The 14,054-nt window shown below is 61.6% G+C and carries 8 protein-coding genes; all 8 read left to right on the forward strand.

Annotated features, from left to right (window positions below):
* The first annotated feature begins 20 nt into the window (after positions 1-20).
* Complete coding sequence (locus Q2T52_RS21665) at positions 21-422, forward strand: PTS sugar transporter subunit IIA (RefSeq protein WP_302078966.1); 402 nt, start codon at positions 21-23, stop codon at positions 420-422.
* Between the two features lie 8 nt (positions 423-430).
* Entirely contained in the window at positions 431-706 is a 276-nt protein-coding gene (locus Q2T52_RS21670) for an HPr family phosphocarrier protein (RefSeq protein WP_302078967.1), read from the forward strand.
* 138 nt (positions 707-844) lie between these two features.
* A complete protein-coding gene (ahcY, locus tag Q2T52_RS21675) occupies positions 845-2,245 on the forward strand; it encodes an adenosylhomocysteinase (RefSeq protein ID WP_302078968.1) in 1,401 nt (466 codons plus the stop codon).
* 193 nt (positions 2,246-2,438) lie between these two features.
* A complete protein-coding gene (locus Q2T52_RS21680; protein ID WP_302078969.1) occupies positions 2,439-5,018 on the forward strand; it encodes a PAS domain-containing sensor histidine kinase in 2,580 nt (859 codons plus the stop codon).
* Positions 5,015-6,529 (forward strand): tRNA (adenosine(37)-N6)-threonylcarbamoyltransferase complex ATPase subunit type 1 TsaE, encoded by a 1,515-nt coding sequence (gene tsaE / locus Q2T52_RS21685; protein WP_302078970.1) that lies wholly within the window; start codon positions 5,015-5,017, stop codon positions 6,527-6,529. The genes Q2T52_RS21680 and tsaE overlap by 4 nt, the downstream gene beginning before the upstream one ends.
* 10 nt (positions 6,530-6,539) lie before the next feature.
* A complete protein-coding gene (locus tag Q2T52_RS21690; protein ID WP_302078971.1) occupies positions 6,540-7,271 on the forward strand; it encodes a nucleotidyltransferase family protein in 732 nt (243 codons plus the stop codon).
* Positions 7,271-10,477, forward strand: a complete 3,207-nt coding sequence (addB, locus tag Q2T52_RS21695) for a double-strand break repair protein AddB (protein WP_302078972.1) — start codon at positions 7,271-7,273, stop codon at positions 10,475-10,477. Before Q2T52_RS21690 ends, addB begins: the two co-directional genes overlap by 1 nt.
* Positions 10,470-14,024, forward strand: coding sequence for a double-strand break repair helicase AddA (gene addA / locus Q2T52_RS21700; RefSeq protein ID WP_302078973.1), 3,555 nt, complete (start codon positions 10,470-10,472; stop codon positions 14,022-14,024). Before addB ends, addA begins: the two co-directional genes overlap by 8 nt.
* Positions 14,025-14,054: the final 30 nt, after the last annotated feature.

A 14,054-nucleotide genomic window follows, 5' to 3' on the forward strand; every position in this document is an offset into this window, starting at 1 on the left:
TATCGAGGGGTGATTTCATCATGATCGGACTTGTGCTTGTCACTCATGGCAAGCTGGCTGAGGAATTTCGTCATGCACTTGAACATGTCGTTGGTCCTCAGAAGAATATCGAGACCGTTTGCATCGGGCCTGAAGATGATATGGACCAGAGGCGGCAGGACATCCTTGACGCCGTAGGCCAAGCAGATGACGGGCATGGCGTGGTTATCCTCACAGATATGTTCGGCGGCACACCCTCCAATCTCTCGATTTCCGTGATGAACAGCGGCAAGGTCGAAGTGATTGCAGGGGTAAACCTGCCCATGCTGATCAAGCTGGCAGGTGTTCGCGCTGACAATGACATGCAAAAAGCGCTGGCTGATGCGGCAGATGCAGGCCGGAAATATATCAACGTGGCAAGCCGCGTTCTGAGCGGCAAGTGAAAGTGTCGATGACGACCATCTCCCGCGAACTCCTGATCATCAACAAGCGAGGCCTGCACGCCCGCGCCTCGGCCAAGTTCGTGCAGACTGTTGAAGGCTTCGAGGCTGAGGTTACCGTATCCAAGGACGGGATGACTGTCGGCGGCACCTCTATCATGGGGCTGATGATGCTGGCTGCCAGCCCTGGCTGCACCATCGAAGTCTCCGCCAGCGGCAAAGACGCGGAGGCCGCCATGGCGGCATTGACCCATCTCGTAGAAGATCGCTTTGGCGAAGAGATGTAGCGATCATATAAAGACTTCTTTATATCCTTATTGCTAGTTTCCGGTAAGCCTGCTAAACGGCAGGCATGGCCGTTGCCATGGGCAATGGCGCTTCCGCTGCCTTCGAGAAGAGGCAGCCTCGTGTACTGGAGAGCCACCATGAGCGCTGAAAAAGATTATATCGTCGCCGATATCGCCCTTGCCGATTTCGGCCGCAAGGAACTCAATATTGCGGAAACCGAAATGCCGGGCCTGATGGCCTGCCGCGAGGAATTCGGAACGTCAAAGCCGCTGAAGGGCGCGCGCATTTCCGGCTCGCTGCATATGACGATCCAGACGGCTGTTCTGATCGAAACGTTGAAGGTTCTTGGTGCGGACGTGCGCTGGGCCTCCTGCAACATCTTCTCCACGCAGGACCATGCTGCTGCTGCGATTGCCGCGGCCGGTATCCCGGTCTTCGCCGTCAAGGGCGAATCGCTGACAGAATATTGGGAATACACCGACAAGATCTTCCAGTGGAGCGATGGCGGCCTCTCCAATATGATCCTGGACGATGGCGGCGATGCGACCATGTACATTCTGCTCGGCGCACGCGCCGAAGCCGGCGAAGACGTCCTGTCGAACCCGGGCTCCGAGGAAGAAGAGATCCTGTTTGCGCAGATCAAGAAGCGCCTCAAGGCTTCTCCTGGCTGGTTCACCAAGCAGCGCGATGCCATCAAGGGCGTGACCGAAGAAACCACCACGGGCGTTCACCGCCTGTATGAACTCTCCAAGAAGGGTCTCCTCCCCTTCCCGGCCATCAACGTCAATGACTCCGTTACCAAGTCGAAGTTCGACAACAAGTATGGCTGCAAGGAATCGCTGGTCGACGGGATTCGCCGTGCAACCGATGTCATGATGGCCGGCAAGGTTGCCGTCGTCTGCGGCTACGGCGATGTGGGCAAGGGTTCGGCTGCTTCGCTGGTCGGCGCCGGTGCGCGCGTGAAGGTGACGGAAGTCGACCCGATCTGCGCCCTGCAGGCTGCCATGGACGGCTTCGAAGTGGTTCAGCTGGAAGACGTCGTCTCCTCGGCCGACATCTTCATTACCACGACCGGCAATAAGGACGTCATCCGCATCGAGCACATGCGCGAGATGAAGGACATGGCGATCGTCGGCAATATCGGCCACTTCGACAACGAAATTCAGGTCGCGGCTCTGCGGAACCTGAAGTGGACGACCATCAAGCCGCAGGTGGACATGATCGAGTTCCCGAAGGGCAACCGCATGATCCTTCTCTCCGAAGGCCGCCTGCTGAACCTCGGCAACGCCACGGGTCACCCGTCCTTCGTGATGTCGGCTTCCTTCACCAACCAGGTTCTGGGGCAGATCGAACTCTTCACGAAGCCGGACGCCTACAAAAACGACGTCTACATCCTGCCGAAGCACCTGGACGAGAAGGTTGCGCGCCTCCATCTCGCCAAGCTCGGCGTTAAGCTGACCGAGCTGTCGGACGAGCAGGCCTCCTATATCGGTGTATCCAAGCAGGGCCCCTTCAAGGCCGAGCACTACAGATACTAAGATTAGCTGACTAATCCACAATATATGGTAGCCGCGGACTTGACTTTTCCGCGGCTTCTTTTTTGCCCGCAGATCTTTGCGCGGCTGTGCGAAGCAAGTATTGTTTAATGACTTGATTCGCGCTGCCGCGAAGGCGTTGCGCGAACTGGGATGTCTTGTCGACGATGCGGCACATGGACGGAGACAGACCGGAATGGCGGTAAAATTTTCGGCTCAGCGCAAGCGGGCCAAATCCGATAGAGGAACCAAGGCGGGCTCCTCTTCGGGTGCATTGGAACTCTATAGACAGGAACGGGCAGGCGCACGAGGGCGCCTGAACGGACTGTTGCGATCGCTGAAAACAGGGCTTTGTGGCACGGCACTTTCAGGCGTTGCGGGTGTTGCGCTTGCGCAGCAATCGGCGAACCCTGCGAGCAAGCTTTTTACCTCTTCGGAAGTGATCTTCTCCTCGTTCGCGGTCGGCGCCATCGCGGCGGCACTGCTGTCGGCAGCATGGCTGATGCGCCAGCGTGGAAATCTTGAAGCGGAAACGGAAGAGATGCGCTCGGCGCTTTCTGACGCGCAACAGAGGATTTCCCGTTACGAAGCCCTGATTGCCGACAAGAACCGAAGAATCGTTTTGTGGGATGCCGGCGGCGCCCCTGCGGAAATTCTCGGCCAACTGCCTGCCGAAACAGGCGCTCCCTCTGATGACAGAGAATTCCTGGCATTCGGTCGCTGGCTGAAGGCCCATTCAGCGGCAGAGGTCGAACGCGCCATCGAGGGACTGCGTTCCAATGCCCGCTCCTTCGATATGGTGGCCGAAACCGTCAGGGACGAGGTGCTCGAGGTGCAGGGCCGCGTTTCCGGCGGCAAGGCCTTCGTTCGTTTCGTGGCACTGAACAATCTTCGCGCTGAACTGGCGGAACTCAAAATCGAGCGTGAACGGCTCGTCTCGTCCATCACGCTGTTTCAGTCGCTTCTGGATGCACTCGAACAACCCGTTTGGCAACGTGATGCAGAGGGCCAACTGGCCTGGGTCAACCACGCCTATGGCGAGGCTGTCGAGGCTTGTTCTCCGGAACATGCGGTGCAGGATTCGCGCGAATTCCTGGGCACGATTGCACGCGAGAAAATTCGCGCCACAGCGACATCCAACTCGCCCTTCCATGACCGCGTCTCGACCGTGGTGCGCGGCAACCGAACGGTTTTCGACGTGGTGGACGTGGTGGGAACGACAGGTTCCGCCGGCATGGCCATCGATGTGACGGAAGCGGAAAGCGTGCGGGCCGAATTGACCCGTACGCTGAAAAGCCATGCGGAGACGCTCGATCATCTGGCGACACCCGTTGCCATCTTCGACCGCGAGCAACGGCTGCAGTTCTATAACCAGGCTTTTGTGCGGCTCTGGGATCTCGATCTCGGCTTCCTGGAAAGCCGGCCCGACAACAACGAGCTTCTGGATCGTCTGCGGGCGCAGAACAAGGTTCCGGAACAGCTCAACTGGCGCAACTGGAAGGAATCCGTTCTCTCCGTCTACCGCGCGCTCGATACCCAAACCAATCGCTGGCATCTGCCGAACGGCCAGACCCTGCAGGTCATCGCGACCGCACACCCGCAAGGTGGGGCCACCTGGGTGTTCGAGAACCTCACCGAACAGGTCGATCTCGAAACGCGCTACAATACGCTGGTCAAGGTACAGGGCGAAACGATCGATCACCTGGCCGAAGGCGTTGCCGTCTTTGGGCCGGATGGGCGCATCCGACTCTCCAATCCTGCCTTCCGCGCCCTCTGGGGTCTCAGCGAGGACCAGACGCGACCGGGCACGCATATCCGCTCCATCGAGGCGGCTTGCGCACTGGAATACGACAAGCCGGATGGCTGGCGCCATTTCGGCCAGATGCTGACAAGCTTTGAAGACCAGCGCCCTTCGCTACAGGGAACCTTCGAACTCTATTCCGGCATCGTTCTCGATTATGCCGTCATTCCGCTGCCGAACGCGCAGACCATGCTGACCTTCGTCAACATGACCGATAGCGCACGCGCCGAGCGAGCGTTGAAGGAAAAGAACGAGGCCCTGCGCAAGGCGGACGAGTTGAAGAACGATTTCGTTCAGCACGTCTCCTACGAGTTGCGCTCACCGCTGACCAACATCATCGGCTTCACCGATCTTCTGAAGACACCAGGCATCGGACCATTGAACGAGCGCCAGTCGGAATATGTCGATCATATCTCGACATCGTCCTCGGTGCTTTTGACCATCGTCAACGACATCCTCGATCTCGCCACCGTCGATGCCGGCATCATGCAGCTGAATTACAGCGAGATGGACATCGATGACCTGCTGGACGATGTGGCCATGCAGATCGCAGATCGCCTGCATGAAAACGCGGTGACGCTGGAAATCGTCGCGCCGCGGGGCATGGGCACCATTGTTGCCGACCAGCAGCGCCTCAAGCAGATCCTGATCAAGCTGATCACCAATGCCGCGAATTTCGCGCCCGAAGGGTCCACCATCACGCTCAGCAGCTGGCGCAGCGGCACCGACTTCTTCTTCTCCGTTGCCGACAAGGGTCCCGGCATTGACGAAGACACGTTGAAGACAGTGTTCAACCGCTTCTCCAGCGGCAAGGGCGGCAAGCGCAGCGGTGCGGGCCTCGGCCTTTCCATCGTCGAGAGCTTTGTCACCCTGCACAATGGTGACGTGAAGATCGACACGCGTGCCGGCGAGGGTACGACGGTTACCTGCCGCATTCCCAGTGCCATCTCGGCCCGCTCCATCGCTGCCGAATGACCGAAACGACCGAGTTTGTTCTGACGCTTGGCGATGAGGCGGAGACGATCCGCCTCGGCCAGGATCTCGTGCTGGCATTAAAGGTCGGAGACTGCGTTGCTCTTTCCGGCGATCTCGGTGCTGGAAAATCCACATTGGCGCGTGCCTTCCTGCGCGCACTCGCGGATGATCCCGAACTGGAAGTGCCGAGTCCCACCTTCACGCTGGTGCAGCTCTACGATCTCACCATTCCGGTCGCCCATTTCGACCTCTACCGGCTGGCGGATGCCTCGGAGCTGGACGAGCTCGGCTTTGACGAGGCGCTGGCGAACGGTATCTGCCTGGTCGAGTGGCCTGAGGTGGCGGAAGACGCACTTCCCGTGGATCAGATCCGCATCACCCTCACCCACGATGGCGACGGACGCCGTGCCTCCATAATGGCCCCTGCGGACAAGTTGGCACGGATCGAACGTGTCGTTGCGATCCGCTCTTTCCTGACGCAACACGGCTACGCAGGCGCCTGGCGCCATTATCTGACCGGCGACGCCTCCTTCCGCGCCTATGAGACAATCACGACCGTGGATGGACAGCGTCTGGTGCTGATGGACTGGCCGCGCCGCCCGGATGGGCCGCCGGTTCTGGACGGCAAGCCCTATCCAAAGGTCGCCCATCTCGCAGAAGACGGCTATCCGTTCGTGGCGATCGCGCAGCATCTTCGCACCATCGGCCTTGCGGCACCGGAGGTGCTGGCAGTGGATTACGACGCCGGCATCATGCTGCTGGAAGATCTTGGCCAAGCTGGCGTGCTGGATACGGATGGTCGGCCTATTCCAGACCGGTACACGGCCTCTGTCGAATGCCTTGCTCACCTGCATGCGACGCCGGTTGTTCGCCGGATTCCGGTTACGCCGGAGCATGTCCACGAGGTGCCGGATTTCGATCCCGTCGCGATGAAGATCGAAACGCGCCTGCTGCTGGATTGGTACCTGCCTTGGCTTCGTGATGGAGAGCCGGCAACGGAGGCGGAGCGCGAGAGCTATTCGCGCATATGGGACGGGCTGATTGAGACGGCACAATCGGCGGAAACTCATCTTCTCTTGCGGGACTATCATTCGCCCAACCTGATCTGGCGAGATGATCGACAAGGGCTTCAGCGCGTCGGTCTCATCGACTTTCAGGACGCCATGATCGGGCCGACGGCCTATGATGTAGCCTCGCTCGTCATGGATGCGCGGGTCACCATTCCAGATGAACTGCAGGGCGAACTGCTTGCGCATTATCTCCGCTTGCGGGGCCAGCAAGCCGGCTTCGATGCGGACGGCTTCCGCACCGCCTTTGCCATCATGGCCGCACAGCGCAATTGCAAGCTGGCCGGACTTTGGGTCCGGCTCTTGAAGCGGGATGGCAAACCGGGCTACCTGAAGCATATGCCGCGAACGCTGCATTACCTCGATAGTGCGCTGTCGCATCCGGCGCTGGCGGAACTTCAGGCGTGGTGCCTTGCGGCTGGAATGACCTTCAGCAAAGAATAGGCGTGCTCGAATGACAATCCGGAATGCGATGGTGCTGGCTGCCGGGCTTGGCACGCGTCTTCGACCCCTTACCGACAGGATGCCGAAGCCTCTGGTGCCTGTTGGTGGCCGGCCCATGATCGATTATGTGCTGGATATTCTGGCCGGGGCCGGCGTGGAGCGGGTCTCCATCAACGTGCATCATTTCGCCGACCAGATGGTGGCGCATCTGGAGACGCGACGCGATCTCGAGATCCTGATTTCCGACGAGCGCGCCCGACTGATGAACAATGGCGGCGGGTTGGTGAAGGGGCTGAAGCTTTTGCCGCCCGGCCCCGTGATCGTCATGAATGCTGACCTGTTCTGGGTCAACGAGCCTCACGCGCAGCCTTCCAACCTGACGCGCCTGAATGCCTTCTATGATCCCGATAGCATGGACATGGCCATGCTCTGCGTTCCCATGGATCGCACCATCGGCCATGATGGCAAGAAGGACTTCCACATGGCAGAGAACGGCAGGCTGAACCGCTATCAGGACGGGCAGGCCAATCCCGTCGTTTATGCAGGAGCTTTTGCCATGGACACCGCCTTCATGGAGGATGCTCCGGCGGATGCCTTCAACCTGAACCTCAGCTTCGACAAGGCGATCGCCCGCGACCGTCTTTTCGGAACGCCGCTCGAGGGCGACTGGCTGACGGTCGGCTCCCCGGATGCTTTGCAGGAGGCGGAGGCCTTCCTCGCCCGGCTACCGGAACGCGCCTGATGGCGGGCGTGGGGTCACCCAAGCGCATTTTCACGGTACCGCCGTCGGTACCGTTTCTCGGCACCGTCGCCGCCGCGCTCTGTGATGGGCGGCTGACACCCGCCTTCCGCTATGATCCCGCTGCCCCCCTCTCGCTTGCCAATGTGACGATCTACGTGCCGACGCGGCGCGCAGCCCGCGTGCTGCGCTCGGAATTCGTCGATCTCTTAGGCGGTCACTCCGCCATCCTGCCGCTGATCCGGCCGCTTGGCGAAACCGATGACGACATGGGCTATTTCGATCTGGTCGCACCGGAAGAAATGGATCTCGCCATGCCGATCGGCGGCACGGCCCGGCTCCTTGAACTGGGGCGACTGATCCTCGCCTGGCGCAACACGCTGCCGCAGGCGATCACGGATGTTCATTCCACCTCGCCGCTGATTGCGCCTGCAAGCCCCGCGGATGCGATATGGCTTGCCCGCGCTCTGGCCGAACTGATCGACGCCATAGAGACCGAGGACCGCGACTGGTCGGAGCTCGACAAACTCCAGACCGGCGAACATTCGCTCTGGTGGCAGCTGACGGCCGAATTCCTGAAGATTGCCAGCGCCTTCTGGCCGGCGCGTCTGGCGGAGCTGAAACATTCTTCTCCGGCCAAGCATCAAGCCTCCATCCTGAAAGCGGAAGCCCGGCGGATCGCCGAGCGGCTGCATCCGGGGCCTGTCATCGTTGCGGGCTCGACCGGTTCCGTTCCGGCCGCGGCCGAACTGATTGCCACCATCGCCAATCTTGCTGAAGGCGTCGTCATCCTGCCGGGCCTCGATACGTCCATGCCGGATGATGAATGGGCGATGCTTCCCGGTGTCGTAACCGACCGTCCGGACCCCACAACCCGCAGCCATCCGCAATATGGGCTGTTCCGGCTGCTGCAGAAGCTGAAGGTGGAGCGCGATGATGTCGCCGTCCTTGGCGAGGAGCCAGTGGACCTCAAGTGCCGCGCCTCAACCATCTCGCAGGCCCTGGCGCCAGCCGGTGCGACCGATCGCTGGAACCGCTGGCGCGAGACGGCATCAATACCCGATGTTCTGGACGCCTTTCAGGATGTCTCGCTGATCGAGACCGCGAACGAGCGGGAGGAAGCAACAGCGATTGCCATTGCGCTTCGCCTGGCGCTGGAAAAGCCGGGTGCATCAGGCCCCTCGCAGGCGGCACTGATCACACCGGATCGCGCGCTGGCAAGACGCGTGAGCGCGGAATTGGCCCGTTTCGGCATCACCGCCGACGATACGGCTGGCACGCCGCTTTCCGCGACGCCGCAGGGTACGCTGGTGACGCTGCTTCTGGAAGCAATCCTGCGGCCCGGCGACCCCGTTGCCATTGTCGGGCTGATCAAGCATCCGCTCGCCTGTTTCGGCCTCACCTCAGATCACTGCAGGATTGCCGGCGAGGCGCTTGAACTGTTGGCCCTGCGCGGCGGCACCGGTGAGATGGATATCGCCACGCTTGCACCGCTTCTCGAACGGCGGTTGCAGGAACAGGAGACGGATCGCCATCCTCCACAATGGCGGCTGTCGCTGCCGGAGGGTGCAGCAGAGCAGGCGAAAGCGCTGGCGGAGCGCATTGCGGAAGCGGTTGAACCCCTGGCCTCTGCATTGGTGGGCAAGCGCGCGGATGGCCGCCGCTTTACCGCTCGGCTGACCTTGGCGGACTGGGCGACACGAACCGGCCGCGTGCTTGAGGCGGTGGCCGGCGCGGCATCGGGTGACCTGGCATCGCTGTGGGGCGGGGAAGCTGGCGGGCGTCTCGCGGAACTGTTGGGCGACATCATTGAGACCGACGGGCAGATCGAGGCGGATGGTCCGCAATGGATCGACATCATGACTGCGCTTTTGACGGCGCAGGCGGTAAAGCCGAAGTCACTTGCCCATCCGCGCGTCTTCATCTTCGGCACTCTCGAAGCCCGTCTGCAACGGGTCGACACCATGATCCTCGGCGGCTTGAACGAAGGCTCCTGGCCGGGGCAATCCGTCAATAACCCATTCCTGTCTCGCACCATGAAGACGGATATCGGCCTTGAGCCGCCGGAACGCCGTATCGGCCAGTTGGCGCATGACTTCGAAATGGCCTGCGGTACGCGTCATCTGATCTTCTCGCGATCCCTGAAACAGGGCGGCGCGCCGACCGTTGCCTCGCGATGGCTGCAACGCCTGCTGGCGCTGGGCGGCGAGCCATTGGCCAAGGCGCTTCGTGCGCGGGGCGATGTCTATCGCAGTTGGGCGGAACAGATCGATCGCACCGGCGAAGGCACAGGCCAGGCGCTGGCGAAGCGCCCTTCCCCCACCGCGCCCGCAGACCTGCAGCCGAAGAAATATTCCTTCAGCGAAGTGGGCCGGTTGAGACGCGATCCCTATTCCATCTATGCAAGGCGTATCCTGCGGCTCGACCCGCTCGATGTGTTCAATCAGGATCCGGGTGCCGCCGAGCGCGGTACGCTCTATCACCGCATCATCGAGCGCTACACGCGGCTTGACCTGAACGCCGGCAGCCCACAGGCCTGGCAGGAGATGAGCCGGATTCTGGCGGAAGAATTCGATGCTGAACGACTGCCACCCCATATCGATCGGGTCTGGCGACCACGCTTTCGCGAAGTGGCCCGCGCCTTCCTGCGCTGGGAGGCCACCCGCGCGCATGACATCCGCCGCACCTATACGGAATTGCCCGCCGGCTACGAACTGCCGCAAGCCGGTATCCGGCTGACGGGCATCGCCGACCGCATCGACATCAAGGGGTCGGGCACAGCTGACATTATCGATTACAAGACGGGCCTCAGCCCCTCCGTCTCGCAGGCGCGCGCGCTGCTGGACCCGCAATTGCCGCTGGAAGCCGCGGCCTTGCAGGCGGGTGTCTTCAAGGGGCTCGGAGAAACCCGCCCCGATGATCTGCTCTATGTGCGACTTCGTCCCGGCGAACGTTTCACGTGCGACAAAGTGAACAATGAGGGTGGCCGCGAAACGGCGCGCAGCAAGCCGAAATCAGCCATCGAACTCGGACAGGATTCCATCGAACAGCTCACCACCTTCGTGAACCGGCTGCGCAGTGGCGAGGTCGGCTTCGCATCCCGGCTGATCCCGGTCATGCAGAGTGATTTCGGCGGCGAATATGACCACCTTGCCCGCGTGGCGGAGTGGGCCACCGCCGATGCGGAAGAAGGAGATGGCGATGAGTGATGATATCGCGCTCACGGATCTCGGCGATGATCCCGCCCGTTGGATCGACTGGACGACGCGCCAGCAATCGCTGGCCTCCGATCCGCAAAGTTCGGCCTGGGTGTCCGCCAATGCCGGCTCCGGTAAGACGCATGTGCTGACCCAGCGCGTCATCCGCCTGCTACTGGCGGGCTGCCGCCCCTCGGCCATTCTCTGCCTCACCTATACGAAGGCCGCAGCCTCTGAAATGTCCAACCGCGTCTTCCAGCGGCTGGCGGAATGGGCGGTTCTGCCCGACGAGGCGCTGAGCGATCGCATTGCCGCCATTGAAGGTGTGCAACCGGATCGCATCAAGCTGGCGGAAGCCCGCCGCCTGTTTGCGAAGGCCCTGGAAACGCCAGGCGGTCTGAAGATACAAACCATCCACGCCTTCTGCGAGGCGCTGCTGCACCAGTTTCCGCTGGAAGCCAATGTTGCGGGCCATTTCTCGGTTCTGGACGATGCCTCGGCGACCGCCCTTCTGGCGGAGGCACGGCGCTCGCTTTTGACCGCGACTTCGGCGGAGGAAGATGCGGATCTGGCAGCTGCCTTCGAGCACGTTCTCGATCTTGGCGACGAGACGGGTCTGGAAAATCTGCTCTCGGATATCATCGCCAGCCGGACGGCAATCCGCGCCTTCCTCATGCAGGCAGAAGCCGAGGGTGGGCGCGATGCGGTGCTTCGAGATCGTCTCGGTCTTGATCCCCATGAAACGGAACGCAGTCTTGCCGAAGCCTATTGGCCGCTGGCCGGCCTCTCCGGCCCACTGCTGACGCTCTATCTGGATCTCGCGGAAAGCAAGGGTGGCGCCAAGGCATCCGAAGCCGGCTATCAGCTGAAGCTGGCCACTGCCGAACAGGATGTGTTTCAGCGCGCCCGCATTCTCGATCAGGTGTTCCTGACCCGCGACGGCAAGGCGAAGGCAGATAGTTCGCTCTATGCGAAGGCGATGGTCACCGCCGCTCCCCAACTGGCGGATGCGGTGGCTCAAGCCCGCGAGCATGTGGTGACCTGCCGGGAGAAGCTGCGGGTCGTGCGCATGTATGAGGCAACACGCGCAGCCCTCATTCTGGCGGAGCGGCTCAACCATGATTATGAAGATCTTAAGCGCCAGCGCAGCCTGCTCGACTTCGAGGATCTGATTGCCCGCACGGCCGACCTGCTGACCCGCGACGGCGTGGGTGCCTGGGTGCATTACAAGCTGGACCAGGGCATTGACCACATTCTGGTCGACGAGGCGCAGGATACCAGCCCCGTGCAGTGGACTGTCATCCAGTCACTGGCGGAGGATTTCTTTTCCGGCCAAAGCGCCCGCGCTGCCCGGCGCACCCTGTTTGCGGTGGGCGACGAGAAGCAGTCGATCTACTCCTTCCAGGGAGCGAGGCCGGAACGCTTCGCCGAGGAAAGCAGCCTGACCGAGCGCCGGGTACGCCACAGCGGCCTGAGTTTTCATTCCGTCCGGCTTCCCCTTTCCTTCCGCTCAACCTCGGATGTGTTGAGCGCGGTCGATCAAGTCTTCGCACTGGAGGATAACGCACGAGGCCTCAGCGCGCGGAACGATCCGGTCATTCATCGTTCCAACCGCATCGGTCATCCCGGCGCCGTCGACCTCTGGGAAACGATCGTGCCGGAAGCGAGCGAGATGGAGGAGGACTGGACGGCCCCCTTCGATGCGACGCCCGACAAGGCGCCCTCCGCCATTCTCGCGAGCCGGATCGCTGCCCATATCGGCGAGCTGGTCGGGCGTGAAACGATCATTGAAAAAGGCACGGAGCGGCTCATCCGCCCCGGTGACATACTGGTTCTGGTGCGCAAGCGCGATGCCTTCGTGAATGCCCTGACCCGTGCCTTGAAAAAACGCGGTAATATTCCGGTTGCCGGTGCCGACCGGTTGAAGCTGACCAGTCATATCGCCATCCAAGACCTGATGGCGCTTGCCCGCTTCGTGCTACAGCCGCATGACGACCTCTCGCTCGCGGCACTTCTGAAGAGCCCGCTCTTTGACATGAGCGAAGAGGACGTGTTTGCCGTCTGTGCGCTCCGACCGGAGGAAGCTTCAGCTTGGGATCACCTCAAGGCCTATGCGGAGGACGGGCAGCCGCGCTTCAAGGCCGTGGCAGATGAACTTGAGCGGCTAACGGCCCTGTCGCGACAGCTCAGTGTCCACGACTTCTTTGCAAATGTGTTGAGCGCCACCGGTGGGCGACGGCGTTTTCTGGGTCGCCTTGGTGGCGAGGCGAGCGACGTTCTGGACGAGTTCCTGACTCTGGCACTGGAGCAGGAGAGCAAAGCGCTGCCGGGCCTGCAGGCCTTCATCTCCGCTCTGGAGGTGGAGACGCCGGAAATCAAGCGTGAGCAGGATAGCGGTCGCGACGAAGTGCGGATCATGACCGTGCACGCCTCCAAGGGGCTGGAAGCACCTGTCGTCTTCCTGGTTGACAGCGGCTCCAAAGCCTTCGTCCACTCCCATGTGCCGAAATTCCGCTTTTTGCAGGTCGAGGGCCAGCCGGTGCCGGCCTGGATACCCTCGAAGACGCTGACCAATATGCTGACCAGCGCCGATGACGAGCGGCTGCGCAATGCGGCGGAAGAGGAATATCGCCGGCTGCTCTATGTCGGCATGACGCGGGCGGCGGACCGGCTGATCGTCTGCGGCTATCGCGGCAAGCTGGAAAATGACGGCAGCTGGCAGGCGATGATTGCCCGTGGTCTCGCTGCCAATTCCGATCTGTGTCTGCCAGCGCAATTTTCGACCAACGGAGAGGAATGGGCCGGCTATCGCTGGCGAGCCCCCGCCGGCCCGCAGCGCTCGCTGCCACGCGAAGAGGCTCGGCATGAGGAGCGGCCTGATATCGGGTTGCCAGCGGCACTTAATGCACCGCCGCCACCCATGCCGCCTTTGCCCCGCCCTTTGAGCCCCTCTGGTGTTGGCATCAGCATCGATGATGAAGATGATGACACCATGCTCGTCTCACCGCTGTTTGGCGAAACGGCGTCTGCGGGACGCGCCCTGCAGAAGGGGCGGCTTCTTCACCGTCTTTTGCAAACGCTGCCGGATTTTCCGAAGAACGAGTGGCGCGTGGCGACTGAACGTTATCTGTCGCGCGCCGCCGCCTATTGGCCGGGCGCGGAGCGAAAGGCACTGGCAGAGGCCGTTCTGAGGGTGCTTGAGCAGCCAGAGCTGGAGCCAGTGTTCGCGAAAGGCAGCCGCGCCGAAGTGTCATTGATGGGCACCTTCCGGCTCAAGGGCCAGGATCGCGCCGTCTCCGGCCGCATCGACCGGCTTGCCGTCACGGACGATGGCCGGGTCATTATCGTGGACTTCAAGACCAACCGCTTCCCGCCGCGCGGCATGCATGACATTCCGCTCTCTCATCGAGGACAGCTGGCGATCTACGCTCAAGTCCTGAAGCCGCTTTATCCGAAACATGAAATCGAATGCGTGCTGGTCTATACCGAATCAGCACGCGTGGTTAGTCTGTCACAAGAGGTTCTGGATGGTGCGCTTGCGGAGCTCAACACAAAGTGAGATAGGCACCATTGAATAAGGTGACGCGGC

This window comes from Rhizobium oryzicola, assembly GCF_030504645.1.
In the GTDB taxonomy this organism is placed as follows: Bacteria; Pseudomonadota; Alphaproteobacteria; order Rhizobiales; family Rhizobiaceae; genus Neorhizobium; species Neorhizobium oryzicola.